A 26,639-nucleotide genomic window follows, 5' to 3' on the forward strand; every position below is an offset into this window, starting at 1 on the left:
TTCAGCCGTCCGCCCGGTCCTGCACCACCGCTTTCAGCTCGGACCGGGAGCTGATCGCGAGCTTGTGGTACACGTTGCGCAGGTGGTACTCGACCGTCTTCGGGCTCAGGAACAGTGCCGCGGCGGCTTCCTTCGTGGTCGCTCCCCGGCCGAGCATCTGGGCGATCCGAAGCTCCTGCGACGTCAGCAGGGCCGAATACTCGGTACCACCGCGCCGAGCGCGTTCGCCGGTGGCTTCGAGCTCATCTGCGGCGGCGTCAGCCCACGGGCGGGCCCCGAGTCGTTCGAAGTCTTCGAGGGCCGCACGGAGATGGGGTCGCGCGGCGACCCGCTTCTTGATGCGGCGAAGGCTGGAGCCGAACGCAAGCCGGGTGCGCGCGGCCTCGAACCTGTCGGGGTTGAGTTCGTGCAGCCGTAGAGCTTCCGAGAAGTGTGCCTCACATTCCCCGGGCTCTCCGGCGGTGAGTGCCATCGCCCGGTGCGCGCGCGCCAACGCCCACGGCTGACTCTTCTCCTGTGCCCGGCCCAGGTAACCCACGGCGACCTCGTGCGCGGCGGCAGCGTCGCCGTGCCGCATGTGTGCTTCGGCGAGTTCCGGCCCTGGTGCCAGGTCGACGTCACGAAATCTGTTGTCGGTCAACAATGATTCCATTCCCTGGTAGTGCACGATGGCCTCGCCGGCGTTGCCTTCGGCCAGTGCGGAATCGCCGAGGGCGAACTGTGCCCACAGGTGGGCGAACGTGATGTGGTGGCGCCGCGCCAACTGCCGTGCCTCGGCGGCATTGACGCGACACTCGGCAAAGCGGCCCATTCTCGCCTGCAACCATGCCAGCCCCGCCAGTGATGCGGCCAGGTCGGTGCTTTGACTGGTTTCTCTTGCCAGCGCGACGCTTTCGGTGTAACTCGCCAGCGCTGACTGCCAGTTGTCGGTGGTCGCGTCGTCACGGGCCGTGTGGAACAGCAGATTCGGTAGCGCACCGATCGCCGTCCTTTTCCTGCGATCCTGCACGACCCGTTGCATGAGATCTCTGCCGGCGGCGGTTTCACGGAGAAACAGGGCGCCGACGATCGACCAGTCCGGGCGGCGGGGGTCGTCGAGCACCGACGGTTCGTTGTTGAGTGTCTCGACGGCGATCCGCAGCCACCGCATCCCGTCGCCACCGGCAATGACGCGGGCGACTCCGATGGCCAACTGGCCGCGGGTGCGTGCCGAACCCGTGCGGCACGCCGGTAGAAGCACTTCGATGCGGTCGGCCAGGGCCAGGCCCGCGGCGGTGTCACACATGTAGAAGCATGCGGTGACCGCGTCCGCCAACAGGCCCACGGTGGCATCCGCTTCTGCCGCATCGGTTCTCGCGGCCGCGTCGACGAGGAGGTCGTGAGCGTCGCGGAGCGAACCGCTGCGCAACGCGATATGGCCGCGCAGCGCGCTGATCTGGGTGAGAGTGTCGGGCCCCGCGGCGATCGCCTCCGCATCATCGATCAGCCCCCGGGCACGGGTGAGGTGCCCGGCGAACCAGGCCGCCTCGCCGGCACGGATCAACCGCGCACAGCGCAGCGCGTCGTCGTTGGTCAGCTCTGCACTTCTGGTCAGAGCGTTGGCCGCCACGCCGTGTGCGCCACGGGCAGTGGCCTTTTCGGCCAGATCGACGAGATCGTCGGCCACCGCGTCGTCGGGTCCGACGACCGCCTCGCTCAGGTGCCAGACCCGGCGGGTGTGTGCGGCCGCGGGCATCGCGGCCGCGACGGCGCGGTGGACGTCCCGGCGGGTCTGCGCATCGGCGGCGGCGTAGACGGCCGATCTGACCAACGGATGCCGGAAGTCGACTCGACCGGCGTTGATGCGCATCAGCTCGATCGACTCGGCCTCGACGATCGGGGCCAGCGAGGTACCCATCTCGGCGGCAGCGCGAGACGCCAGCCCGAGATCCCCGTCGGCGACCACCGCGAGCAGAAGAGCCAACCGCGTCGGGTCCGGGAGCGCGGTGATCCGTCGCCCGAAGGTTTGCGCGACGGCGTCGGACACCGGTACCGGCAGCACGGGTGGCGAGTCACGGACGCGTTCGATGTCGCGGGAGAGTTCGACCAGGGCCAGCGGGCTGCCCAACGTGACCCGGTGAAGGTGCGCGGCGTCCTCGGCGGTCGCCGGGTTCGGCGCCGACCGCGAGATCAGTTCCGACGCCGCGGCAAGATCCAGACCGCCGAGATCCAGTATCGGGAGGTCGGTCGCCGTGAACGCGGCGTGTGGCTCGGGGCGGGTCGAGATCACCATCGCGATCGGATCGGCCAGCAGGCGACGGGCGACGAACGTCAACGCGTCGGCCGACGGTGAGTCGAGCAGGTGCGCGTCATCGACCAGCACCAGCAGCGCAGAGTCTTCGGCATACCTGCTGAGCAGGCTCAGCGTGGCTGCGCCGACTGCGAACCGTTCGGGTGCGGGACCGTCACGCATCAGCAGAGCCACCGCGAGAGCGTCGCACTGCGGCGCCGGCAGGCGATCGATGAGATGCAGTGCGGGCCGTAACAGCTGATGCAGTCCGGAGAATTCGAGGGTCGACTCGGCTTCTGTTCCGGAGGCGCGGACCAGCGTCATGTCGCCGAGGTGTGCAGCGGTGTCCTCGAGCAGCGCGGTTTTGCCGATTCCGGCTTCGCCGCGGACGACCAACACCCCGCTCTGGCCGAGACGCGCGCCGGCCACCAGCTCGGCGATGCGCTGCTGCTCGGATTCGCGGCCGAGAAGCATGCGCCGATACTAGGCGGCGCGAACTAGGGGGGCCACCTGATTCGCCGGAGCTTCCGCAGGTCCACGCTGGTGTGTGTAGTCCCATCGGAGGAAGGACACCACGATGAATACCACCACCATTCCGGTCGATCCGGAGAAACTCATGGGCTTCGTGCTGCGCTCCGTCGAGGAGGCGGGGGCGGCCCTGAACTGTGCGCTCGTGGTCATGGGGCAGCGGCTCGGCTACTACCGATGCCTTGTCGAACACGGGCCGTGCACCCCCGCAGAACTGGCCGAACACACCGGAACCGACGAGCACTACGCCCGCGAATGGCTCAACGCGCAGGCCGCCGGTTCGTTCGTCGCCTACGACGACTCGACCGGCCGCTACCATCTGCCGCCGGAACAGGCCACGGCGCTGTACGACGAGACCAGCCCGGCGTTCGTCGGCGGGCTGTTCCAGCTCGCGTACGGGACGCTGCGGGATGCCACCCACATCGTCGAGGTGGCACGGACGGGCGACGGAATGGGTTGGGGTGAACACAATTCCGACGTCCATGTCGGGTGCGAGAGGTTCTTCCTGCCGACCTATGCGGCGCAGATCGTCGACAACTGGATTCCCGCGCTGGAAGGTGTCGCCGACAGGCTTGCCGACGGCGCACGGGTGGCAGACGTGGGGTGCGGGCACGGCGGTTCGACCCTGTTGATGGCGCGGGCGTTCCCGAACTCCACCTTTGTGGGCACCGACGTGCACGCCGGCTCCGTCGAGACCGCAAGGCAGCGGGCTCGGGAGGCAAACGCGGACCGGCGCGTGAGCTTCGAAGTGGGGAGCGCCGACCAACTCGGCGGCGGCCCCTACGACCTGGTCACGATGTTCGACTGCCTGCACGACATGGGCGATCCGATCGGGGCGGCCCGGCGGGTTCGCGAGGTGATCGCCGAGGACGGATCGTGGATGATCGTCGAGCCGGCCGCCGGTGACCGGGTGCAGGACAACTTCAATCCCATCGGTCGCGCCTACTACGGGTTCTCGACGTTGCTGTGCACGCCGTCGTCGTTGGCGCAGCCGGTGGGTCTGGCGCTGGGTACCCAGGCGGGGCCCGCGCGTATCCGCGATGTGGTCACCGCGGCGGGATTCACCCGGTTCAGGGTGGCGGCACAGACACCGTTCAACCACGTTTTCCAGGTTCGGCCCTGAACAGCGCCGATCCGGCGATGATGGGTGGCGTGCGCGGTCCGCAGCGCAGGGCCCGACCACCGGACTCGACCGGTTCGGTGGTCCGCGACGGCGTGTCGCTGCACTACGACGTCTATGGAGACGGGCCGACCACGGTGCTGCTGATGCCGAGCTGGTCGATCGTCGACTCACGGTTCTGGAAGGCCCAGGTGGCGTTTCTGGCGCGTCACCACCGCGTCGTGACGTTCGACGGTCGCGGCTGCGGGCAATCCGATCGGCCGCGCGGCCCCGCGGCCTACGCCCACCGCGAGTATGCCGCCGACACGGTGGCCGTGCTCGACGCGACCGGCACCGCGAGCAGCGTCCTGGTCTGCCTGTCGCGCGGTGCCGAGTGGGCGGTGCGGGTGGCCGTGGATCAGCCTGCGCGGGTCGCAGGGATTTTCGCGATCGCGCCGTCCTGCGCGGTTCCGGCCGCCAAATTGGATGTGGAACGCGAGTTCCTGTGGCACCAGCATGTTGAAACGCCCAGGGGCTGGCAGACCTACAGCCGCGAGCACTGGCTGCACGACGGATTGGACGAGTTCCGGCGGTTCTTCTTCGACATGATGATCCCGGAACCGCACTCCACCAAGCACATCGAGGACATGCTGGCCTGGTCGGCCGACGTCGATGCCGCCACGCTCGTGGACACCACGGATGCCCGGCTGGACCCGGACTTCCTCGCGGCGGAGCCATTCGAGGATCTCGCGAAGGCCGTCGGCTGCCCGGTCCATGTGGTGCACGGGACAGCGGACCGGATCAGCAGCCCCGCGGTCGGCGAGCAGCTCGCCGAGCTCACCGGCGGCTCGCTGACGCTGATCGAGGGTGCCGGCCACGCGCCGCTGGCCCGAGATCCGGTGCTGATCAACACGATGATCCACGATTTCGTCGCGACGGTCGCGCCGTCGCCGCGCCTCAAGCAGCGCGTCCACGCGCCCCGCCGACGGCGGAAGGCTCTGTACCTGTCCTCGCCGATCGGGCTCGGCCACGCCCGCCGAGATGTCGCGATCGCCACCGAGCTACGTTCTGCAACAGAAGATCTGGAGATCGAGTGGCTGGCGCAGGACCCCGTCACGCGGGTGCTCGCGTCAGCCGGTGAGCGGATTCATCCCGCATCGGCACAGCTGCTCAACGAATCGACGCACGTCGAACACGAATCCGGTGATCACGACCTGCACGCGTTCGAGGCGCTGCGCCGGATGGACGAGATCCTGGTCGCCAACTTCATGGTGTTCGCCGACCTGATCGCCGAGGAACCCTTCGATCTGGTGATCGCCGACGAAGCGTGGGAGGTGGACTACTTCCTGCACGAGAATCCGGAACTCAAGCGGTTCTCGTTCGCCTGGCTGACCGACTTCGTCGGCTGGTTGCCCATGCCGGACGGTGGACCGCGGGAGGCAGCGCTGACCGCCGACTACAACGCGGAGATGATCGAGCAGCGCGCGAGGTTTCCGCGACTTCGGGACCGGTCGATATTCGTCGGCAATCCCGAAGACGTTGTGCGACAGGACTTCGGCCCTGGGCTGCCCGACATCAGGGAGTGGACCGGCCAGAACTTCGACTTCTCCGGATATGTCACAGGCTCGGTGCCGCCGGCGGGTCCGGAGCGGGCGGCACTGCGTCGGAAACTCGGGTTGCAGCCGGATCAGCGACTGTGCGTCGTCACCGTGGGCGGCACCTCGGTAGGGGAGTCGCTGCTGCAACGCATTCTGCATGCGGTGCCCATCGTTCGCCGGGCAATGCCAGAGCTTCACTTCCTGGTCGTGACGGGTCCTCGCATCGACCCCGCGACGCTGCCTCGTCCGCGAGGCGTCCGGGTCCGTGGCTTCGTCCCCGACCTCGCCGACTACCTCGCCGCCTGTGACATCGCGCTGGTGCAGGGTGGACTGACGACGTGCATGGAGCTGACGGCGGCGGGAACGCCGTTCGTCTATGTGCCACTGGAGAATCACTTCGAACAGAACTTCCATGTGCGTCACCGGTTGGAGCGCTACGGCGGCGGCCGTCCGATGCGCTACGCGGAGGCTGCCGATCCGGACCTGCTGGCCAAGATCATCTTCGATGAACTGTCCGCGACGCGACGGGTCCTTCCCGTCGAGACCGACGGAGCCAGGCGTGCCGCGGCGATGCTCGCCGATCTGCTGTAGCTACGGATTTCGTCCCCCAAAGGACTAGGGGGGTCACCCGATTCGGAGCGCGTACTCGTCGTGTGACGGTGACATGGTGACCAGCCGTGAATGGCTGGGGAGCAACAGGACTCGGTCCGTATGCGCGCGGGACGCGCCGACAGCAACGTAGTTCGACGATTCATCACGTGAAAGGACAACGTCATGCCTCATCCGATTCTGGCGACCGCAATGGCGGTCGGCATTGCGGCCACCGCGGGCGCGGGCGCCCTGGGAGACGCGCCGCCGACAGTGAATGTCACTGCGAACAGGCACGTGTCGGCGACCAGGTTGACCGCGGTCGTCACACCCAACGCGCTCTACTCCGCGGCCCCGGCGTCCGATGTGGTGGTGTTGGGTGCGCATGGCAGTCTCGCCGTCGGTGAGCCCCGCGGTGTCCCGCAGGCAGGGGCTCTGTCGGGTGCCAGCCGGGCGGTGGGTGGAGGCCTCGAACTGTCGACCGGCCTCGACACGTCGCGTGTTCACCCTTTGCCGGAACGGGTGAACACCGACATCGAGATGGTGTCCGCGCCGACGACATCGGGTCCTGCGCTGCGGCTGGGTCGTGCGACGACACCGTCGGTCGGATCGACCGGGCCGGCAGGCGCGGCGGCGCCCGGCTTGTTCAGTCTGCTCATCGGCAACGGTGACGAACCCGGCGAGAACGGCGGTTGGCTGATCGGTAACGGAGCAGACGGTGGTCCGGGTCAGGACGGCGGCCGTGGTGGACTGCTATTCGGCAACGGCGGTCGCGGAGGTGACGCGTTGACGTCGGGTGGGCCGGCGGGCCGTGGCGGTGACGCAGGGCTGTTCGGCAATGGCGGCGACGGCGGCACCGGCTTCGTCAGCTCAGCCGCCGGGACCAACGCGGCAAGCGGCGGAACCGGCGGGGCAGGCGGCAACGGCGGACTGCTGATGGGTGACGGCGGTAAGGGCGGCACCGGCGGCCGGGCGATCAGCGCCGAAGGCCCGGCGAACGGAGGAAACGGCGGTCGCGGGGGGAATGCCGGAGTCCTTGGAGGCGACGCCGGCGGCGGCGGCGATGGCGGCCGCGGATACAGCGAGAAGGGCCCCGCCTCGGGCGGTGCCGGCGGCGCCGGCGCCGCCACGAGCACCGTCGGAAATGGCGGCTCGGGTGGAAAGGGCGGGTCCGCGCAGGGTGCCGGGAGCGCCAACGGCGGTGCCGGAGGTTCAGGGGGTGCAGGTGGTTTCGTCAGCGGCGACGGAGGTGCAGGCGGTGGCGGGGGCACTGCGTTGAGCGCAGCAGGCACCGGTTCCGGCGGTTCCGGCGGTGACGGCGGGAACGCTCGCGGGGCCGGCGACGGCGGGCGTGGCGGAGTCGGTGCACTCGGGCAGTCGAAGGATGCCCGCGGATTCGGCGGCGTCGGCGGTGCGGGCGGACGGTCGGGTGTCACCGGCACCGGCGGTGCGGGTGGTGCCGGGGGTTCGGGTGTCAGCGACACGTTGGACGCGGCAGGCGGCTCCGGTGGGGTCGGGGGTGACGGTTCCCGCGGTGGGATCGGCGGCACAGGCGGCGCCGCCCACTCGAAATCGGGCAACGCGCAGGGCGGTTTCGCCGGCGACGGGGGAACCGGATCGCGCGGGAGCGGAGGCGACGGAGGTGACGGTGGCATCGGAACGTCGACCACCGGGAAAGGGCGCGGGGGCAACGGAGGCAACGGCGGCGGCGGAAATCCGGGCGGCTCCGGTGGGGAAGGCGGCCAAGGCACGACGAGCGGCGGCAGTCGCGGAAGCGACGGCGCCAGCGCCTGATGGTGTCGTGAGTCTCGGGCCGGCGTACGCGCAAAGCCGCAGCGCCACGGGAATGCGCTGTGCTGTAACGAATTCAGCTGTGCTGTAACGAATTCGTCGGAGTGGTGAGTGGTTGGACCGTGCGCCGGAAACCGGGGCGCTTATCGCGCAGACAACTAGGGGGGTCACCGGATTCGCGGGCACCGCTGCGGCTGCCACTGTGTGGTCCGGGCCCGCTGAAGCCGGGCTGTAGACAAAGGAGACGTCATGAAGTGTTATCCCCGAGCGGGCCTGGCCGTCGCGTTGACCGCCGGGCTGCTCACGTCAGGAGGCTTGGCCGACAACGCACTTGAGCGGACCCCGTCGCCAGCTGTGCAGCATCGCGGCGCGCACGCCTCGTCCGCTGCGATGGCGGTGAGTCCTCCCCGGCTGTTGGCGGCGATCGTCGATTCGCCGGTGACGGGTCGACCCGCTGCGGTGGTCGAACCGGTCGGCCGGATGCCGACTCCGGTGCCCGGGACTGTGCCGGACATCGCGCAACCGACGATTGGCGTTGCGGCGGTTCACCACCGGGTCTGGCCGACGGATACCGGTGTCCCGCTGGGGCGCCTTACCTCGGCGTCGTCCCCTGGCGAACTGAATCCACTGCTGCACAACAATTTCAATGATCGACCGGCTCCTGGCGCTGCTCAGGCCGACGAGCCGGTCTCGCTGCTGAGTCCCACCGGCGCCTTCCTCGGTCTGATCGGACCGGGCGGGCTGCTGATCGGCAACGGTGTGCTGCCGGGACAGAACGGCGGTCTGCTGATCGGCAATGGTGCCGACGGTGCTCCGGGCGTGTTGCCGGGTGAAGCCGGCGGCAAGGGGGGCAACGGCGGCCTGCTGATGGGTAACGGCGGCGCCGGCGGCGCCGGTGCTCCGGGAGTGGCAGGGGGCGCCGGGGGTGCCGGCGGCAACGGCGGGTTCTTCGCCGTCAACGGCGGTGCCGGGGGTGCCGGCGGGAACGGCTCGACGGTGAACGGGCCCACCAGCGGTGGACATGGCGGTGACGGTGGCAAAGCCGGCTTGTTCCGTGGTGACGGCGGCGCAGGCGGTGCGGGCGGTGCCGCAGTCCGCACAGGCAACGGACCTGACGGCCAGGTGTACGCCGGCCGCGGTGGCGACGGCGGAGATGCGGTCGTCGGCAGCGGCGGCCAGGGCGGGGTGGGCGGCGACGCCACCAGCCAGGGCGGTCCCGCCACCAGCGGGGGCGGCGGACACGGCGGCAGCGTCGCGGTCTTCGGTGACGCCGGCGACGGCGGCTTCGGCGGCTATGCGGGTTCGCAGAACCAGGCCACCGGACGGTCCGGCGGAGACGGCGGCCGCGGTGGGGTGCTGTCGGGCAATGGTGGTGACGGCGGAATCGGCGGCTATGCCACCAGCATCGGCACCGGGCCCGCCGAGGGCGGGGCCGGAGGCTACGGCGGCAGCGGCGGAGCGTTCTCGCGTGGCGGTGACGGCGGTGCCGGCGGCAACGGTCTCTCCGCTACCGCGCCGGGCAACGGCGGTAGTGGCGGCCGCGGTGGAGACGGTGGCCCCGGCGGGGACGGCGGTCTCGGCGGTAAGGGCGGTGTCGGCTCCACGAACAACGGCGCCGACGGTCCCGACGGCGGCCCGGCCGACTGATCCATACGTCCGGTCGCCGGCCGGCCACGGTCAGGCGCGGGTGATCGAGTCGCCCTGCACGGTGATGGGTGTGGTGTCCAAGGCTCGCTTGGCCGGGCCGGTGGCCACCGTGCCGTCGAGGTGGAAGCTGCTGCCGTGACACGGGCAGGTGATCGACGCGCCGATCACCTCGGACACCGTGCATCCGGCATGGGTGCAGACCGCGGAGAACGCCTTGAACTCCCCGGTGTTGGGTTGGGTGAGCACCACGTCGCCGACGACGATCCCGGAGCCGACCGGAACGTCGGCGGTGGCGGCCAAGGCGGCGGTGGTCTCGGTCGTTTCCTCCGGCCCGGGTGACTCGGGTGCGGCCGGGGCCGGGGTAACCGATCTTCCGTAGGTGGCGCAGCCGGCGACCGCGCTCGCGGCGAGCGTGATCCCGGTGCCGAGCAGGGCGTGCCGGCGGGAGAGGGACATCAGGGAACCTGCTTTCTACACGGTGAGGCCGGTGGTCTGGAAGAACCACAGCGCCGAGGTGAGCCAGACGTAGACGAGCACGAAGAACAGCAACCCGCCTGTCACCGGGATCACCCAGGGCCGCAGACCCTTTCGGGTGAGGAGCAGCATCTTGGTGACGAAGACGCCATAGAAGAAGCAGCCGAACAGCGAATGGAAGAACACCCTCGAGTCCGAGGAGGAGAAGCCCAGCGCGTACAGGCAGTGCACCGCGACCGGGACGCTGGCCAGCACGGCGAGTCGGCCGGACCACATGTGCGCGGGCCCGATCCACGACGGTGCGCGGCCTCCCGGGGTCAGTCGGTACATCACGAACGCGGACACCAGCTGGAAGACGGCGAGTGCGACCGCGAGCGTGGCCAGCCACGACTTCACCGCCGTGCCGCTGGAGAACCCAGCGAGGCTGATCGAGAAGAACTGCGGCTCATGGACTTTGCCGAACACCCCCAGGGTGATCGCCGCTGCCGACCCTGTCAGCACGGGTGCCAGCACCGCGGTGGTGGCGCGGTGGGATGCGGCGGGTTCAGAACGCATCGGTGGCCCCCGGCACGGCGGTGAAATCCCAGTGCCTGTCGCCGATCCACAAGGTGCCCACCACGGTGCCGTCCCGGTGTCGGCCGTCCAATCGGGCGGTCCTGTCGGTGCTCGTCAGTTTCAGCACCCCGCCGACGGCGCTGCCCGACAGCCAGGTTTCGATGCCGGCGTTGTCGCAGGCGTAGGCATCGGCGGTGTCGCCGACCACCCTGATGTGCAGCGGCAGGGTGTCGGTCTTGGTGGAGATGTCGGCGACGAAATCCTGCTGCGGGCCGAACGGCACCGGGGGAGGCGGCACCGGGGGAGGCGGCACCGGGGCGGCGGGAGCCGGCGCAGCGACGGCGGCCGGACTGGGCGGCGCCGGAGGCTGCGGGTTCGGGTTGAGCGTGATGTCGGCCAGGAGTATGCCGGTGGCGAGTGCGGCGACCGCGCCGAGGGTGACGATGGGGCCTGCGATGCTCATGCCGACGAGCATGCGCGCCGGCGAGTGGGCCTAGCTTGGAGAATTCCTGGAGATCGCCAGGAGATCGCCAGGAGATCGCCTGGCGGACGACGCGCCGCTTCCGGTGTCCTGAGGTCAGGCCGCTTCCGTCGGCAGCAGCCGGTACAGCAGGTCCGTCAGGGTGAGCAGGCCGCGCCCCGACGGGCCGTCGACCACCACAAGATGGTTGCGCGTCTCCCGCATGGTGCGCAGGGCTTCGTAGACCGGCGTGTTCTCCGGCATCGCCAGGATCGGCCTCATCAGATCGCGCGCGGTGCCGGTGTTGGACAGGCTGTCCCGCACATGGAGCACGCCGACGGTTGCGGTGCCGTCGCGCACCAGCAGCCGCAGATGGCCTGTGGCTTTGGCGGTTGCCTGGATCTGCGCCGCAGTCGCGTCGGCGGGCACTTCGCTGTACCGCATGTCCCGGCGCGCCAGCTGGCCGACGGTCAACGCCTCGAGTTCCAGCGCACTGGTCAGGTTGGCGTGGTAGCGCTCGTCGAGGGTGCCGACGGTCGCCGAGTGCTCGACGAGCTGGCGCAGCGTGTCGGGGTCCTGGGTGTCGGCCAGTTCGTCCACCGGCGTGACGCCGACGCGGCGCAGGCACCAGTTCGCGGCGGCGTTGAGCCCGCGCAGCAGGGGTCGGGTCACGAACATGAACCCGCGCATCGGCAGGGCGAGCAGCGTCGCGGACCGTTCCGGATGGGCGATGGCCCACGACTTCGGCGCCATCTCGCCGACCACCAGGTGCAGGAACGTCACGATGAGCAACGCCAGCACGAAGCCGCCGACGTCGGCCGCCCATGCCGGGGCGCCCAGATCGCGGATGAGCGGTGTGATGGCGTGGTGCACAGCGGGTTTGGTGATCGCACCGAGGAGCAGTGTGCACACGGTGATACCGAGCTGGGCGCCGGCCAGCAGCAGCGAGAGTTCGCCGGCGCTGCGTAGCGCGGCGCGGGCGGCGGCGCTGGTGGCCGCGGCGTCTTCGAGTCGGCTGCGCCGCGCGGCGATCAACGCGAACTCGACCGCGACGAAGAAGGCGCTCAGGCTGATCAAGGCGACGGTGACTGCGGCAACGACCCACGGGCTACTCATGGCCGGTCCCCTCGGAAACGGTGACGAACACCGATGCCGGGACGCGCCGCTCTATCGAGCGGACCTGCGCCGTCAGCGACCGTATCGGGGGCACTCCGTCGCCGAGCAGATCCGCCGGGTCGGCGGGCAGCGCGATCACGACTTCGTCGCCGACCGCGGGTAGGCCCACCGCGTGCGCGATCACCATTCCCGCAACCGTTTCGTAGTCGCCGGGCGGCAGAACCAGGTCGAGGGTGCGTTCGGCCTCGTCGAGGGGCAGGTCTCCGGCGAGAAGCCAGCCGACGCCGTCGGCGACCACGTCGGCCTCGGCGTCGGTGTCGTGTTCGTCGTCGATCTCGCCGACCAGCTCCTCGGCGAGGTCCTCGATCGTGACGATGCCCGCGAATCCGCCGTACTCGTCGATGACGATCGCCATCTCGGCGTCGGCCCGCTGAAGTTCACGCACCACGTTGGGCAACGGCAATGTCTCGGGCACCACCACCGCCGACCGGCAATGTGCGCCGGCGGTATCGGTGGCGGGCACCGGCCCCAGCAGGTCGTGCAGCTCGACCACGCCCACGATGTCATCGGGACTCGAGCCGATGACGGGGTAACGGGTGTGGCCGGTGGCCATCCGCTGCAGCACCGACGAGATCGACTCGCCGGCCGGGACGGTGTCGACACGGGAGCGCGGGATCATCGCGTGTTCGGCTGTGCTGGTGGGGAAGTCGAGGATGCGGTCGAGCAATGCCGACAGCTCGGCGGGGATCTCGCCTGCCTCACGGGACGCTGCGACGATGTGTTCCAGGTCGCGCACCGTGGCGGAGTGTTCGACGTCGTGCACCGGTTCGATGCGCAGCGCCCGCAACAGCAGGTTCGACGACTGGTCGAAAAGCCAGATCAGCCAGCCGAACACCTTCAGGTAGAGCGTTGTGGACCACGCCAGCCAGCGGGCCAGCGGCTCCGGCCGGGCGATCGCGAGGTTCTTCGGGAACAGCTCGCCGAACAGCATCTGCACGACGGTCGACACCGCGATCGCGAACAGACCACCGACTGCCACGGCGATCACGGTCGGGATGCCCGCCCCGCCGAGCAGGATCTCGAGGCCGCGCCCGATCAGCGGCTCGGCTACGTAACCGACCAGCAGACCGGTGACGGTGATGCCGAGCTGCGCGCCCGACAGCATGAACGACGTGCGCCGCGTGACCGTCAGCGCGCGGGCCGACGCGCCGTCACCGGCCTCGGCCCGGGCCTTGAGCCGGGACCTGTCGACAGCCATGTAGGCGAATTCCTGCGCGACGAAGTATCCGGTCAGCGCGGTGATCGCCAGCACCACGAGAAAGCCGATGAAGATTCCGAGAACGGCGGTCAGCATGCGACCGCCCCGGGTCTATGAGGTTGCATCGAGTCCTTGCTCGGGTGGGGATGACTCCCTCAACAGTACCGAAGCTGGGAGAGTGCTGTGGATCAGGCGGCCGCGTGCACCGCGAGCGCCGCGTCGAAACGGTCCAGCACCGTCTCGGCGACCTGCCGGTGCGCGCCCAGCGGCGCCGACATCGGGATGCGCTGGGCCGCTGCGAAATCTGCGACGCGGTCGGTGATCCGACCGTGCGCGAGAAACCAGGGCGCGATGACCAGCCGGGTGGCGCCGCGACGGCGCAACTCGTCGGCCGCCTCGGCCGGGCTCGGATGCGGCCCGGTGGCGAACGCCGTCGTCGCGGTCCAGCGCGTCGTCAGCGTCAGCTCACGCGCCACCGTGGCGGTACGCACATTGGCGGCCGGGCGGGACGACCCGACCGCCGTGACGATGACACCGACGCTCGGATCCAGCCGTGACACCCCCGCGTGCTCGAGGCGCTGCCGCAGCACATGGATCAGGCGGTCGTCCTCGCCGAGCACGCCGGCCTGACGGACGTCGGCGCCGGACGCGGCGATCATCTCCGGGATGTCGACACGCGCGTGATACGCGTCGGCAAGCAGCAGCGGGACGACCACCGCCTGCCGACGGCGCAACGCCGCGAGTTCGTCACGCAGATTCGGAGAACTCTGCTCGCAGAACGCGATGCGAGCGTCCAGCGTCGGACGCAGGCGACGGATGCAGTCCACGATCGCGCGTGCCGTCTGCGCCGACCGTGGGTCGGCACTGCCGTGCGCGGTCAGGATGAGTGTCACGCCGACCTCACGATGCGTGCAGCCCGCATTCGGTCTTGGACAGACCCGCCCAGCGTCCGCTGCGCGGGTCGGCCCCCTCGACCGGCTTGTTGGTGCACGGCGCGCAGCCGATCGACGGATACCCCTCGTCGACAAGCGGATTCACCAGAATCCCGTTGGCGTCGATGTAGTCCTGCATGTCGTCGTCGCTCCACGCCGCCAGCGGATTGATCTTCACCAGCCCGAAAGCACTGTCCCAGCTGATCAACGGCGCGTTGGCCCTGGTCGGGGCCTCGACACGCCGGATGCCGGTCACCCACGCCGAATAGCCGCGCAGCGCCTTCGACAGCGGCTCGACCTTACGCAGCCGGCAGCATTCGTTGGCGTTGCGCTCGAACAGGTTCTTGCCCAGCAGGGCGTCCTGCTCGGCGACCGAGTGCTCGGGTCGCACGTTGACGACGTTCACGTCGTAGACCGCCTCGACGGCGTCCCGGGTGCCGATCGTCTCGACGAAGTGGTAGCCGGTGTCGAGGAACAGCACGTCCACCCCGGGACGCACCTTGGCCGCGAGGTCGACGAGCACCGCATCCTGCATGTTGGAGGCGACGATGTAGTCGCCGCCGAAGTGCTCGTCGGTCCAGCGCAACAGCTCCTCCGCGGTGGCGTGCTCGCCGAGTTCGGCGGCCCCACGTTCGGCCAACTGCCTCAGATCCTGCTCTGTGTACACGTCCGTCACCTCAAGTCCGCCTCGTCAGCTCGCAACGCCCACGTAGCGAAACGCTCGCCGTCCTCACGTTGTTTCACGAAGTTGCGCACCACCCGCTCGATGTAGTCACCGAGCTCGGTGGCGAGCACCTTGTGCTGGCGCAGCTTGCGACCGAAGCCGCTGTCGAGGCCAAGGCTGCCGCCCAGGTGCACCTGGAAGCCCTCTTCGGGTCCGTTGCCGTCGTCAACCATCTGACCCTTGAAACCGATGTCGGCGACCTGGATACGGGCGCACGAGTTCGGGCAGCCGTTGATGTTGATCGTCACCGGCACGTCCAGCTGGGCGTTGATGTCGTCGAGCCGCTTCTCCAGCTCGGGCACCAGCACCTGGGAGCGGCTGCGGGTCTCGGCGAAGCTCAGCTTGCAGAACTCGATACCGGTGCACGCCATCAGGTTGCGCCGCCAATGCGACGGGGTGGACGGCAGGCCGAGCGCATCCAGCTGTTCGACGAGCTTCGCCACATTTTCATCGGCGACGTCCAGGATGATCAGCTTCTGATACGGCGTGAACCGGATCCGGTCGGAACCGGCGGCCTCGGCCAGATCGGCGACCTTGGTCAGGATGGTGCCCGACACACGGCCTGCGATCGGCGCGACGCCGACGGCGTTGAGCCCGTTCTTGAGCTTCTGCACACCGACGTGGTCGATCGGCCGGGTGACCGGCTCGGGAGCGGGACCGTCGATGAGCGGGCGCTTCAGGTACTCGGTCTCCAGCACCTCGCGGAACTTCTGCACACCCCAGTCCTTGATCAGGAACTTCAACCGTGCCTTGGACCGCAGGCGGCGGTAACCGTAGTCGCGGAAGACGCTGACCACGCCCTCCCACACGTCGGGCACCTCGTCGAGCGGCACCCACACCCCGACCCGCTGGGCCAGCATCGGGTTGGTGGACAGACCGCCGCCGACCCACAGGTCGAAGCCGGGGCCGTGCTCGGGGTGGTTGACACCGATGAACGCGACGTCGTTGACCTCGTGCACGACGTCCTGCAGACCGGAGATGGCGGTCTTGAACTTGCGCGGCAGGTTCGAGTACTCCGGCTTGCCGATGTAGCGCTTGACGATCTCGTCGACCGCCGGGGTTCCGTCGATCACCTCGTCGAGCGACTCGCCGGCCAGCGGCGAGCCGAGCACCACGCGGGGGCAGTCGCCGCACGCCTCGGTGGTCTGCAGACCCACCGCGTCGAGACGGCGCCAGATCTCCGGCATGTTCTCGACCTCGATCCAGTGGTACTGGACGTTCTGCCGGTCGGACAGGTCGGCGGTGTCCCTGGCGAATTCGGTGGAGATGCCGCCGAGGGTCCGCAGTGCCTCGGCGCTCAGCGCGCCACCGTCGCTGCGCACCCGCAGCATGAAGTACGAGTCCTCCAGCATGTCGGTGTTCTCGTCGCCGGTCCACGTGCCGTCATAGCCGGGCTTGCGCTGGGTGTAGAGGCCCCACCAGCGGAAACGGCCACGCAGGTCGCCCTTGTCGATGCTGTCGAAGCCGCCCTGGGCGTAGATGTTCTCGATGCGCGCCCGCACGTTGAGCGGGTTGTCGTCCCGCTTGGACCGCTCGTTGGGGTTGAGCGGCTCGCGGTAGCCGAGCGCCCACTGGCCCTCACCGCGCGGCCGCTTGACGGGCTTGTCTTGTGCTGTGGTCATAGATGGGCTCCTGGTCGGAGCCGGCGTTCAGATAGCGCTTCACACCGGTGGGCTGTCCGGCGGCGCAGATCCGGCGGCCAGCTTGAGGTGCTGATGGGCAGGTTCTACGGCGTCAACGAAGACAGCAACAGCTACACACGCGCTTGAAGTCGACATGACGACGCACCACCAGCGAAACGCGGGTGGACACGAGGCGTGCGTCGATCACGTCGGCCATTGTGCCACGAACAGCGGTGAGGGCCCTAACCGGCCGATATTTGTGCTCACCGTGAGCCCAAGTCACCGAGACTGCGTCCACGCGGAAACCCCGGCGTGTGGGCCTGCGTGGACGCAGTCTCGACGTCATGCCGCCAGTCCCGGCGGGCCGCCGTTGTCGTTGCCGCCGCCGCCCGGCTTGCCGTTGTTGGTGCTGCCCGCGCCGCCCTTGCCGCCGTCTGCGCCCCGGCCGCCGAGACCACCGTTGCCACCGTTGCCGCCGTTGCCGCCGTCGCCACGGCCTGTCGAGGACTTGCCGGTGCCGCCATCTCCGCCTGCGCCGCCGTCACCGCCGAGGCCACCGTCGCGGCCGTTGCCGCCGCGTCCCCCGTAGGCCGTAGCCGACGCCGACGTGGCGTTGCCGCCGTTGCCGCCCTTGCCGCCATCTCCGGTGACCCCTGCGGGGCCACCGTCGCCACCCCATCCGCCGTAGGCTTCGTCCTTGCCGCCGGCGTCGCCGCCGTTGCCGCCGTCACCACCGGGGCCGCCGCCGTCACCACCGTCGCCGCCATGGGCTCCGCTCACCTGACTGAAGCCGGTCCCGCCGTCCCCACCATCGCCACCGGCGCCGGTGAGCAGTGCCCGGCCGCCGTTGCCGCCGTTGCCGCCGATCGCCACGAAGTAAGCGTCGCCCTTACCGCCGGCGCCGCCGTTGCCTGCACCACCAACGCCCGCTCCTCCGGCCCCGCCGGCGCCACCTTCCGCGTAGTCGGTGCGGCTGTGCGAATCGCCGCCCCTGCCGCCGCTACCGGGCCGCCCGAAAAGTCCTGCGCTGCCGCCCTTTCCGCCCGCACCACCCTTGGCGGGGTCGAATCTGTTCGGGTCGGTGCCGACCTGGTTGGCGATACCGCCTCGACCGCCCGAACCACCGTCGCCGAAGACCGCGCCGCCGTCACCGCCCGCACCACCGGCGCCGCCGACAGCGGCGACGCCACCGGTGCTGGTCATGTGGTCACCGCCTGCACCGCCGGCGCCTCCGAAGCCGATGAGCCCGGCGTTGCCGCCGTCGCCGCCCTTCTGACCGGGCAGGACAGCGTCTCCGCCGCGGCCGCCGTTGCCGAACAACAAGCCGCCGCGGCCGCCGTTCTGGCCCGGTGCGCCGTCGGCCCCGTTGCCGAACAGCAGTCCGCCGTTCTCGCCCGGTTCGTCACCGTTGCCGATGAAGATCCTGATGACGCCGGCGATCGGGTTGACTGCATCGGCAGTGGTGGCTGAATCGGCGCCGGCCCGGTCTCGGTCGCCGTTCGGTCTCGCGGCCGCCAGGAGAAGCTCGATGCCGGGCATCCGTACATCCGTCGCGCGGTCGTCGACCGCTGGGCCGGAGCCAACTTCGTGCGTCGCCGGACCACGCTCGCCGCGGTGGGCCGGCACCGCGGCGAGCGTGGTGGCGAAGTTCTGCAGACCGACGTTCGACGTAGGCGCGAGGATCGGTGACGACCCGGTCGCCGCGTACAACGCGTTCGGGGTCGGCGCCGGTGCCAAGGCCGGCGGGGCTGCCGGAGTCGCTGCCGGAGTGAAATCCGCGCCGGCCGCGGCCGGTCGGGTCTCGCCGGCGGCTCCTGTGGCGGCGGTCGCGAGGAGGCCCGCGGTGAGTGCAGCTGTGATCAGTGCCGTCTGCCTGGTTGGGTTCTTCATGAACACCGACGGTCGGTGATCCGAGAGGAACGTACATCGGCAGCCGATGCCCATGTTCCGGCCCGAGCGGCCCGTACCTATATGCCCGCGGCGCGGGCTCGCGCGCATTTTGGCCCGAGATCCCGCGTTGCTGGACAATCTGAACCATGGGTGTCGATGCCGCGGTCGCGGAGCTGCCTGAGCTGGCGGCAGGGAGGCGTCGTCCGTCGCAGCCTTTCGGGATCTATGTCCACGTGCCGTTCTGCGCGGTGCGCTGCGGATACTGCGACTTCAACACCTACACGCCCGCCGAACTGGGTGGCGCCAACCCCGACGGCTGGCTGTCCGCGCTGCGCACGGAGTTGCGGCTGGCCGCGGCACACCTCGGCGAACCGCCCGACGTGCAGACCGTGTTCGTCGGAGGCGGTACCCCGTCGCTGCTGGGCGCGGCAGGTCTGACCGCTGTGCTCGACGCGATACGCGAGGACTTCACGCTGGCGCCCGGCGCCGAGGTCACCACGGAGTCGAACCCGGAGTCCACCTCGCCCCGGTTCTTCGACGGGCTGCGGCGAGCCGGCTACACCCGGGTATCGCTGGGCATGCAGTCCACCGCGCCGCACGTGTTGGCTGCGCTGGACCGCGTGCATTCACCGGGCCGGGCGCTCGACGCCGCACGGGAAGCCCGCGAGGCGGGCTTCGACCACGTCAACCTCGACCTCATCTACGGCACACCGGGGGAGACCGACGACGACCTCGTAAGGTCGGCGAGCTCGGCCGTTGAAGCCGGCGTCGACCACGTCTCGGCGTACGCGCTGATCGTCGAGGACGGCACCGCGCTGGCCCGCCGGGTGCGGCGCGGTGAGATGCCGGCCCCCGACGACGACGTGCTTGCGCGCCGCTACGAACTGCTCGACCGACGGCTGGCCGACGCCGGCTTCGACTGGTACGAGGTGTCGAACTGGAGCCGACCCGGCGGGCAGTGCCGGCACAACATCGGGTACTGGGACGGCGGCGAATGGTGGGGAGCCGGGCCGGGCGCGCACGGCTATGTCGACTCCGTCCGGTGGTGGAACGTCAAGCACCCCAACGCATATGCCGCAGCGTTGGATAAAGGCGAGCTGCCGGTCGCCGACTTCGAGGCGTTGGACGAACCGACCGCGCACATCGAGGACGTCATGTTGAGGGTGCGGCTGCGCACCGGCCTGCCCGCCGCGGCGCTCTCGGCGCCCGAGCGCCGGCGCGCCGAACGGGCGGTCGCGGACGGTCTGCTGCGCACCGACGGGGATGCTCTGGTGCTCACCGACCGGGGCCGACTGCTCGCCGATGCCGTGGTGCGGGACCTGCTGGGCTGACTACAGCAGAGCCTCGGCGAGCCTGCGCCACTGCTCGCGGGGGAATTCGCGGGGATCCGCGGTGAGGACCTGCACGCAGACGTGATCGGCGCCCGCGTCGAGGTGCTCCTGAACCCGGCGCCGGACGGCGTCTTCGTCACCCCATGCGATCAGCGCGTCGAACAGCCGATCGCTGACCGACGACACGTCATCCTCGCTGAACCCGAGGCGCAGCAGGTTGTTGGCATAGTTGGGTAGCGCCAGATACGAACGCAGCCAATCGATTCCGACCTCACGTGCCTGGTCGCGGTCGTCGGTGAGCAGTACGGACTGCTCGGGAAGCAGCAGCGGTCCTGACCCGAGCACCTCACGGGCCTGGCGGGTGTGCTCGGGGGTGGTCAGGTACGGGTGCGCACCGCCGGCGCGCGTCGCCGACAGCTGCAACATCTTGGGGCCGAGCGCGGCCAGCACCCGGTTGGCCGTCGGCACCGGCTGCGGCGACGCGTCGATCCCGTCGAGGAACGCCTTGGTGGCGGCCAGCGGCTTGCGGTAGCGGCCCGGTTCGTTCGAGTCGATCAACGGCGCGTGGCTGACCCCGATGCCGAGCAGGAACCGCTCGCCGTGGGTCTCGGTCAACGCTGCGTAGCGGGCGGCGACCTCGGCGGGCTCGTGCATCCACAGGTTCAGGATCCCCGTCGCGATCACGGTCTTCTCGGTCGCCGACAGCAGGTTGTCGACGGAGTCCAGCACCGGTCCGCCGACATCGGGAATCCAGAGGGCGGTGAAACCGAGCCCGTCGAGCTCGGCGGCGGCATCGGCCGCCTCGTCCGGATTTCCATACCGCAGTTGCGAACTCCACAGGCCGACGCCGGACAGATTCATATGTCTACTCATACCGTGCGGCGGGGCGCGGGCGCTACGGTCGTGCGCATGGCATTCGATCCCGTCGCCGTCGCCCGCGCGTTCTCCGAGCACCGGTTCGACGAGGCGCTCGACCACCTGGCCGCCGACGTCAAGTGGACGATCGTCGGCGGCATGGTCCTGGAGGGCGCCGACGCCGTCCGGCGGACCTGCCGGGACACCCTGGAGAGCCTGAAGGGCACATCGGTGGAGTTCGACCGTCGCGTCACGGCGGGCGGCGCGGACGTCGTCGCGGTGGACACCGTGGCCCGATACGTGCGCCCCGACGGGGTGACCGCCGTCGCCAGCTGTGCCATCTACGAGTTCGCCGACGACAAGATCGCCGCGATCACGTCCTACGCCGTCGAGGTCGACCCCGCCGACCCCGGGGCACAGCCGCCGCCGCACATGTGACCGACGCCGCATGGCGATGCGCCCGGACAGGCCCGGGTAGCTCCCTGTGCGCGAATTCGCTGTGTCAGGATGTCCGGCATGTCCGACAGAAGCTTAGGCAAGGCTATCCACACCGTGCAGCCGCTTCCGTTGTGGCGCTGAGCGTCGCCGCGCCCGCCGCGCCGGTCGCCATCGTCGGCATCGGCTGCCGACTCGCGGGCGACATCACCACCCCGCGGGAGTTCTGGTCGTTCCTGCTCACGGGTGGCAGCAAGGTCACCGAGGTCCCTTCGGAACGGTGGGAGCCCTACCTGCACCGCGACCCGCGCAACGCGGCCCTGCTGCGGGAGACCACACGGTGGGGCACCTTTCTGGACGACCTGGCCGGCTTCGACGCCGAGTTCTTCGGGGTGTCGCCGCGCGAAGCCGAGCTGATGGACCCGCAGCAGCGATTGGCGCTCGAGGTGTCCTGGGAGGCGCTCGAGCATGCCGGCATCTCGCCGCGGGCACTGGCCGGCAGCGACACCGCGGTGCTGATGGGCGTGAACTCCGACGACTACGGCAAGCTCCTGATGGAGGACATCGCCGGGATCGAGGCGTGGACCGGGATCGGCACGTCGTTGTGCGGCGTCGCCAACCGGGTGTCGCATCTGCTCGACCTGCGCGGGCCCAGCGTCGCGCTGGACGCGGCGTGCGCGGCCTCACTCGTCGCGGTCCACCAGGCCTGCCAGTTGCTGCGCGCCGGTGAGACGTCGCTGGCACTTGCGGGCGGTGTCAGCGCGTTGATCGGTCCCGGGCTGACCCGCGTGCTCGACGTCGCGGGCGCGACGGCCCCCGACGGCCGCTGCAAGACGTTCGACGACGACGCCGACGGTTACGGGCGCGGCGAGGGCGCGGCCGTGGTGGTGCTCAAGCTGTTGGACGACGCAGTCCGCGACGGTGACCGGGTGCTCGCCGTGGTGCGCGGCGGGGCGGTCGCACAGGACGGCAGGACCGTCGGCATCATGTCTCCCAACGGGCAGGCCCAGGAGGACCTGTTCCGGATCGCGTGCCGCGCCGCCGGTGTCACACCGGCCAGTGTCGGCTATCTCGAAGCCCACGGAACCGGAACTCCCACAGGCGATCCGGTCGAGATCGGCGCATTGTCCGCCGTCTACGGTCGGGGCCGTGCCGACAACCCCTGTGCGGTCGGGTCGGTGAAACCAAACACCGGGCACCTCGAAGGCGGCGCGGGCGTCGTCGGGCTGATCAAGGCTGCCCTGGCGCTGCACCACGAGCAACTGCCGCCCACCGCGGGCGTGCGCACGCTGACCACTGCCGTGGATTGGGCCGCCAGCGGGCTGCGCGTGCCCACCGAGGCCGAGCCGTGGCCCCGCGCCGCCGAACCGCGCCGGGCCGCGGTGTGCAGCTACGGCTACGGCGGCACCATCGCGCACGTTCTGCTCGAGGAGGCGCCACCGGCTCCATCACGCGAAACCGTCTCGGCGCAAATGTCGTTCATCCCGTTGTCGGCGCGCTCGGAGGCCAGGCTCGCCGTGCAGGCCGGCGCGCTGGCCGGGCATCTGCGGTCGGCGGACTTCTCCGTCGACGAACTCGCCGCGACGCTGTGGACCCGCCGTGGCCACGAACCGGTGCGCGCGGCGGTGCTCGTCGACGACGGAGGCGTTGCCGACGGCCTCGACGCGCTGGCGACGCAGCAGCGGGATCCGCGCGTGGTGACCGGCTCCGTCGTACCCGGCGCCGCCGACGGCGCGGTGTGGGTGTTCTCCGGACACGGGTCGCACTGGCCCGGAATGGGTCGTGAGCTGCTGGCCGGCGAGCCGACGTTCGGTGCCGTCATCGACGAGGTCGACCAGGTGTTCCGCCGGGAGCTCGGGTTCTCGGCGCGCGGCGCCCTGGCCTCCGGAGAGCTCGGCGGCACCGATCGGGTACAGGCGCTCACCTTCGCGACGCAGGTCGGGCTCGCCGCGGTGCTTCGGGAGCGGGGAGTGGCGCCGGCCGCGGTGATCGGGCACTCGGTCGGCGAGGTCGCGGCCTGTGTCGTGGCCGGGGTGTTCGACCTGGCGCACGGCGCGTCGATCGCGTGCTACCGGGCGCGTGGTTTCCTGTCGGTGGCCGGTGACGGTGCAATGGCGTTGGCGCGCTTACCTTTCGACGAGGCCGAGCGCCGACTCGGTGGGCGCACCGATGTGGTGGCGGCCATCAGTGCGTCGACGGAGTCCACCGTGGTGTCCGGCACGGTCGCCGCTGTCGACGAGATCGTGGAGGCGTGGACGGCGTCGGGCGTCATGGTCCGCCGGGTCAACACCGACGTGGCCTTCCACAGTCCGGCGATGGACGGGCTCACCGGGGAACTCGGGCGTCTCGTAGCGGCGTTGCCCGCGCCGGGTCGCGCCCGGGTGCCGCTGTACACGACCGCGCTGGAGGACCCGCGGTCCGAGGCCGCACGCGACGAGCACTACTGGGTGGCCAACCTGCGTGGACGGGTGCGCTTCGCCGAGGCCGTCGAGGCTGCCGCCCGGGACGGTCACCGGCTGTTCCTCGAGGTGTCGGCGCATCCGGTGGTGTCGCATTCGATCGTCGAGACGCTGACCAGCCTCGGCATGGACGACCATGCCGTGCTGCCGGTGCTGCGACGTGATCAGCCGCAGCGACGTGCGGTCGCCGCGGCGGTCGGTGCCCTCTACTGCCACGGTGCGCCGGTCGCGCACGGGTTCACGGCGACGATGCCGTGGGCCGCCGATCTGCCGGGCACGCAGTGGCAGCACCGGCGGTTCTGGCGCACCCCGACCCCGCCACCGAACACCCGCGCGCTGCACGACCCGTCGTCACACACCCTGCTCGGCGGCGTCGTCGACGTCACCGGCGAGGTGCCGGCCCGCGTCTGGCAGACCCGCCTGGACATGGGCAGCCGCCCGTACCCGGGTGACCACCCCGTCCGCGAGACCGAGATCGTCCCTGCCGCAGTGCTTCTCAACACATTCCTGACCGCGGCAGGCTCGGGTCTGACCGACGTGCGGCTGCGTACACCGGTGCCTCCGGGTCGGGTCCGCGACATCCAGGTGGTGCTGCAGGACGGCTCGTTGCGGATATCGTCGCGCCTGGCCGACGGCGGCGACGGGAACGGGTGGCTCACCCACAGCAGCGCCGTCGTCGCCACCGACGAGGACTTCGAGGGCGAACTCAACGAACTGATGGGCGGCGGTGTCGGCGCGGACACCCAGGCGCGTTGTGCCGAACAGTTGCCGCCCGGACATGTCATCGACACGCTCGCCGGTGTCGGTGTGGCGGCGATGGGATTCGGCTGGCAGGTGCTCGACATCGGCCGTGGCGCAGGGGAACTGCTGCTGCGGGTCCGCGCCGAGGCGGACGGCTCGACACCGCGGAGCTGGGCCGGGTTGCTCGACGCGGCGACCTCGGCGGCGTCCACGGTGTTCGACGGGCCGCCCCGGTTGCGGATGCCCGCGCGGATCGAGCGGGTGCACGTGTGCGGCAACCCTCCCGCGGTCGCGCTGCTGCATGTGCGACGGCGGCAGGGAACGGCCACCGATGTCGCGATAGCCGACGAATCGGGAGCGGTGCGCGCCTCCATCACGGCGATGACGTTCGAGGAACTCGAGAGCGCCACCGGTGCCGACCCCTCGCGGATGCTGCACCACGTGGCGTGGCATGTCACCCCGTTCTGTGCGGACGACCGGCCCACCGAGGTCGCCGTGATCGGTGGCGGCGTGGACATCGACCCGGTCGTGCGGGATCTCTCCGATGCGGGTGTACCGCATCGCGTCTATGGGAGTCCGGGGCAGGTGCCCGGGGACACCGGAGAGCGGTCGGTGGTGCTGTTGCTGCCGCGGGACGACTCGCCGGAGGCTGCCGCCGAGCAGGTGCTGGATACTCTGAAACATCTCTGCGACAACAATTCTCAGGCCAGGCTGTGGGTGCTGACCAACCGCGTGCACGAGGGCGGCAACCTCGTGCACGCGCCGCTGTGGGGGATGTCGCGGATCGCCGCGGCCGAACACCCGCAGCTGTGGGGTGGGGTGCTCGACGTCGCCTGCGGGGGAGTGCCCCTCGGTGTGCTCGCTTCGCTGCATGGCCACGGTGTCGTGGTGGCCCGCGACGGCGTCGCGATGACGGCGCGGCTGTCCCATGCGCAATCCGGCGGCGGCGCCCCGATGACGTGCACGCCGGGCGGGACGTATCTGGTCACCGGCGGTACCGGCGCGCTGGGCCTTCGGATCGCGCAACGCCTCGCCGACCTCGGTGCGCGCCGCCTGGTGCTGCTGTCGCGGTCGGGTTTACCGCACCGCGACCAGTGGACGGACAACCAGAGCGAGGCGGTCCGCGCGGTGGCGGCGCTGGAGGAGCGCGGGGTGTCCGTGCACGTCGCCGCGATCGACATCGGCGCGGCGGGTGCCGGCGATCAGCTGCGGGCGGTGTTGCGGGAGCTGCCCCCGGTGAGAGGGGTCGTACACGCCGCAGGTGTGGAAGCCGGTGCGCTGCTGCTCGATACGTCGGCGGACGACATCCGGGCCGCGATGCGGCCGAAGGTCGCGGGCACGCTCACCCTGCACGAGCTGTTCCCGCCCGAGCAGTTGGACTGGATGGTGCTGTTCTCGTCGTGCGGCTACCTCGCGGGCTTCCCCGGACAGGCTGCGTATGCGTGCGCCAACGCGTTCCTGGATGCGGCTGCGCGGCACCGGCGCGCTCTGGGTGACCGCACCGTCAGCGTGGCGTGGACCGCGTGGCGCGGTCTCGGCATGGGGTCGACATCCGGGTTCGTCGCCGCCCAGCTCGAAGCCTTGGGGATGGGCACCGTCGGCGCCGACGACGCGATGCGGGCATTGGACACGGTGATGCGCGGCGAAGAGCCGAACGTCGTTGTGCTGCCCGTGCTTCCGGGCGCCGCCGCAGTGCCGATGCTGTCCGATGTCGCCCCGACGGGCGGGGACGATGTCGACGACGCACTCCCGGCAGGCCCCGGTGATGCCGATCTCGACGAATGGGTGGCGCGGGAGGTTGCCGCCGCGGTCGCGGCCGAACTCGGCCTGCCGGAATCCGACGTCGATCCGCGGGTTCCGCTGGTGGAGGCCGGCGTCGACTCGATCATGACCGTCGCGCTACGGCGCGCGCTGGAGAAACGCACGGGCCTGACGCTGCCCCCGACGCTGCTGTGGGAGCATCCGACCGCCGCCGCGGTGACCGAGCGGATCATCGATCTGCTCACGCCGCAGCCCGAAAAGGTCGATGTCAGTTGACTTTCGGACGCTACGGTTTGGTTTCTGGCGTTGTTGCGGGTGGTCCAACTGTTTGGCCCGGCCCAGGTAGAGGCTTTGGCCGGTGTGTTGGTCGTAGACGTAGAGGTAGTGGTGGGCCCGGGCGGCCAGCCGGATCAGGTCGGGCATCGGCATCAGGCTTCCGCCGCCGGTGACCGCGACCCCGGCGCCTTTCTCCAGCTCCTGCAACGACGCCGACGCGATCACCGTCG

At 70.3% G+C, this 26,639-nt stretch carries 18 protein-coding genes and 1 pseudogene; 7 read left to right on the forward strand and 12 right to left on the reverse strand.

All coding sequences use genetic code 11. The features are described from left to right. Position 1 precedes the first annotated feature (1 nt). Entirely contained in the window at positions 2-2,743 is a 2,742-nt protein-coding gene (locus BN976_RS16460; protein WP_036372015.1) for an AAA family ATPase, read from the reverse strand. 103 nt (positions 2,744-2,846) lie between these two features. Between BN976_RS16460 and BN976_RS16465 the strand changes: the two genes are divergently transcribed. The 4 genes from BN976_RS16465 (at position 2,847) to BN976_RS34690 (ending at position 9,520) form a co-directional block, all read left to right on the forward strand. Next, complete coding sequence (locus tag BN976_RS16465) at positions 2,847-3,920, forward strand: class I SAM-dependent methyltransferase (protein ID WP_036372017.1); 1,074 nt, start codon at positions 2,847-2,849, stop codon at positions 3,918-3,920. Between the two features lie 29 nt (positions 3,921-3,949). Continuing rightward, positions 3,950-6,085: an alpha/beta fold hydrolase gene (locus BN976_RS16470; RefSeq protein ID WP_235622057.1), complete on the forward strand. Its 2,136-nt coding sequence runs from the start codon at positions 3,950-3,952 to the stop codon at positions 6,083-6,085. Between the two features lie 183 nt (positions 6,086-6,268). Then, positions 6,269-7,876, forward strand: coding sequence for a PGRS repeat-containing protein (locus BN976_RS33805; protein ID WP_051558443.1), 1,608 nt, complete (start codon positions 6,269-6,271; stop codon positions 7,874-7,876). A 246-nt stretch (positions 7,877-8,122) separates the two neighbouring features. Beyond that, complete coding sequence (locus tag BN976_RS34690; RefSeq protein WP_051558444.1) at positions 8,123-9,520, forward strand: hypothetical protein; 1,398 nt, start codon at positions 8,123-8,125, stop codon at positions 9,518-9,520. Positions 9,521-9,550: 30 nt separating this feature from the next. Here BN976_RS34690 and BN976_RS16485 read toward each other — a convergent pair whose 3' ends face one another. The 9 genes from BN976_RS16485 to BN976_RS34610 all read right to left on the reverse strand — a co-directional run bounded on the left by BN976_RS16485 (position 9,551) and on the right by BN976_RS34610 (position 18,551). Continuing rightward, positions 9,551-9,976 (reverse strand): Rieske (2Fe-2S) protein, encoded by a 426-nt coding sequence (locus BN976_RS16485; RefSeq protein WP_011781032.1) that lies wholly within the window; start codon positions 9,974-9,976, stop codon positions 9,551-9,553. Positions 9,977-9,991: 15 nt separating this feature from the next. Further along, positions 9,992-10,549 carry a DUF6529 family protein gene (locus tag BN976_RS16490; RefSeq protein ID WP_036372022.1) on the reverse strand — a complete coding sequence of 186 codons (558 nt, stop codon included), beginning with the start codon at positions 10,547-10,549 and terminating at the stop codon, positions 9,992-9,994. Further along, on the reverse strand, positions 10,539-11,012 hold the full coding sequence (locus tag BN976_RS16495) for a hypothetical protein (RefSeq protein ID WP_235622058.1): 474 nt from the start codon (positions 11,010-11,012) through the stop codon (positions 10,539-10,541). The genes BN976_RS16490 and BN976_RS16495 overlap by 11 nt, the downstream gene beginning before the upstream one ends. 114 nt (positions 11,013-11,126) lie before the next feature. Beyond that, the gene (locus BN976_RS16500) at positions 11,127-12,125 is read right to left on the reverse strand and encodes a CNNM domain-containing protein (protein WP_036372028.1); all 999 of its coding nucleotides are present in this window, start codon (positions 12,123-12,125) and stop codon (positions 11,127-11,129) included. Beyond that, positions 12,118-13,479: a hemolysin family protein gene (locus BN976_RS16505; protein WP_011781028.1), complete on the reverse strand. Its 1,362-nt coding sequence runs from the start codon at positions 13,477-13,479 to the stop codon at positions 12,118-12,120. The genes BN976_RS16500 and BN976_RS16505 overlap by 8 nt, the downstream gene beginning before the upstream one ends. A gap of 92 nt (positions 13,480-13,571) precedes the next feature. Continuing rightward, the gene (locus tag BN976_RS16510; RefSeq protein WP_036372030.1) at positions 13,572-14,276 is read right to left on the reverse strand and encodes a sirohydrochlorin chelatase; all 705 of its coding nucleotides are present in this window, start codon (positions 14,274-14,276) and stop codon (positions 13,572-13,574) included. A 7-nt stretch (positions 14,277-14,283) separates the two neighbouring features. Then, positions 14,284-14,991, reverse strand: a complete 708-nt coding sequence (locus BN976_RS16515) for a phosphoadenylyl-sulfate reductase (protein ID WP_036372032.1) — start codon at positions 14,989-14,991, stop codon at positions 14,284-14,286. Then, positions 14,988-16,661, reverse strand: coding sequence for a nitrite/sulfite reductase (locus BN976_RS16520; protein WP_036372033.1), 1,674 nt, complete (start codon positions 16,659-16,661; stop codon positions 14,988-14,990). The genes BN976_RS16515 and BN976_RS16520 overlap by 4 nt, the downstream gene beginning before the upstream one ends. A 342-nt stretch (positions 16,662-17,003) precedes the next feature. Beyond that, a complete protein-coding gene (locus tag BN976_RS34610) occupies positions 17,004-18,551 on the reverse strand; it encodes a PGRS repeat-containing protein (protein WP_145977956.1) in 1,548 nt (515 codons plus the stop codon). A gap of 146 nt (positions 18,552-18,697) precedes the next feature. Here BN976_RS34610 and hemW point away from each other — a divergent pair, with 146 nt between their 5' ends. After that, positions 18,698-19,882 (forward strand): radical SAM family heme chaperone HemW, encoded by a 1,185-nt coding sequence (gene hemW, locus BN976_RS16530; RefSeq protein ID WP_036372035.1) that lies wholly within the window; start codon positions 18,698-18,700, stop codon positions 19,880-19,882. Here the strand turns inward: hemW and BN976_RS16535 are convergent, their stop codons facing one another. Next, on the reverse strand, positions 19,883-20,743 hold the full coding sequence (locus BN976_RS16535) for an LLM class F420-dependent oxidoreductase (protein ID WP_011781022.1): 861 nt from the start codon (positions 20,741-20,743) through the stop codon (positions 19,883-19,885). A 48-nt stretch (positions 20,744-20,791) separates the two neighbouring features. Between BN976_RS16535 and BN976_RS16540 the strand changes: the two genes are divergently transcribed. Continuing rightward, positions 20,792-21,175, forward strand: coding sequence for a nuclear transport factor 2 family protein (locus BN976_RS16540; protein WP_036372037.1), 384 nt, complete (start codon positions 20,792-20,794; stop codon positions 21,173-21,175). Between the two features lie 131 nt (positions 21,176-21,306). Further along, positions 21,307-26,409 carry a type I polyketide synthase gene (locus tag BN976_RS16545; protein ID WP_036372039.1) on the forward strand — a complete coding sequence of 1,701 codons (5,103 nt, stop codon included), beginning with the start codon at positions 21,307-21,309 and terminating at the stop codon, positions 26,407-26,409. Between the two features lie 27 nt (positions 26,410-26,436). Here BN976_RS16545 and BN976_RS32680 read toward each other — a convergent pair. Then, a pseudogene (locus BN976_RS32680) lies at positions 26,437-26,637 on the reverse strand (DUF222 domain-containing protein); the annotation flags it as partial. Positions 26,638-26,639 lie beyond the last annotated feature (2 nt).

Source organism: Mycolicibacterium austroafricanum, from assembly GCF_000612725.1.
Classification (GTDB): Bacteria; Actinomycetota; Actinomycetes; order Mycobacteriales; family Mycobacteriaceae; genus Mycobacterium; species Mycobacterium austroafricanum.

Coding starts and splice junctions, on each gene's coding strand:
- BN976_RS33805 (WP_051558443.1), top strand. CDS start 6,269: ATGCCTCATCCGATTCTGGCGACCGCAATGGCGGTCGGCATTGCGGCC.
- BN976_RS16460 (WP_036372015.1), bottom strand. CDS start 2,743: ATGCTTCTCGGCCGCGAATCCGAGCAGCAGCGCATCGCCGAGCTGGTG.
- BN976_RS34610 (WP_145977956.1), bottom strand. CDS start 18,551: ATGAAGAACCCAACCAGGCAGACGGCACTGATCACAGCTGCACTCACC.
- BN976_RS16485 (WP_011781032.1), bottom strand. CDS start 9,976: ATGTCCCTCTCCCGCCGGCACGCCCTGCTCGGCACCGGGATCACGCTC.
- BN976_RS16500 (WP_036372028.1), bottom strand. CDS start 12,125: ATGAGTAGCCCGTGGGTCGTTGCCGCAGTCACCGTCGCCTTGATCAGC.
- BN976_RS16540 (WP_036372037.1), top strand. CDS start 20,792: ATGGCATTCGATCCCGTCGCCGTCGCCCGCGCGTTCTCCGAGCACCGG.
- BN976_RS16495 (WP_235622058.1), bottom strand. CDS start 11,012: ATGAGCATCGCAGGCCCCATCGTCACCCTCGGCGCGGTCGCCGCACTC.
- hemW (WP_036372035.1), top strand. CDS start 18,698: ATGGGTGTCGATGCCGCGGTCGCGGAGCTGCCTGAGCTGGCGGCAGGG.
- BN976_RS16465 (WP_036372017.1), top strand. CDS start 2,847: ATGAATACCACCACCATTCCGGTCGATCCGGAGAAACTCATGGGCTTC.
- BN976_RS16505 (WP_011781028.1), bottom strand. CDS start 13,479: ATGCTGACCGCCGTTCTCGGAATCTTCATCGGCTTTCTCGTGGTGCTG.
- BN976_RS16490 (WP_036372022.1), bottom strand. CDS start 10,549: ATGCGTTCTGAACCCGCCGCATCCCACCGCGCCACCACCGCGGTGCTG.
- BN976_RS34690 (WP_051558444.1), top strand. CDS start 8,123: ATGAAGTGTTATCCCCGAGCGGGCCTGGCCGTCGCGTTGACCGCCGGG.
- BN976_RS16535 (WP_011781022.1), bottom strand. CDS start 20,743: ATGAATCTGTCCGGCGTCGGCCTGTGGAGTTCGCAACTGCGGTATGGA.
- BN976_RS16520 (WP_036372033.1), bottom strand. CDS start 16,661: ATGACCACAGCACAAGACAAGCCCGTCAAGCGGCCGCGCGGTGAGGGC.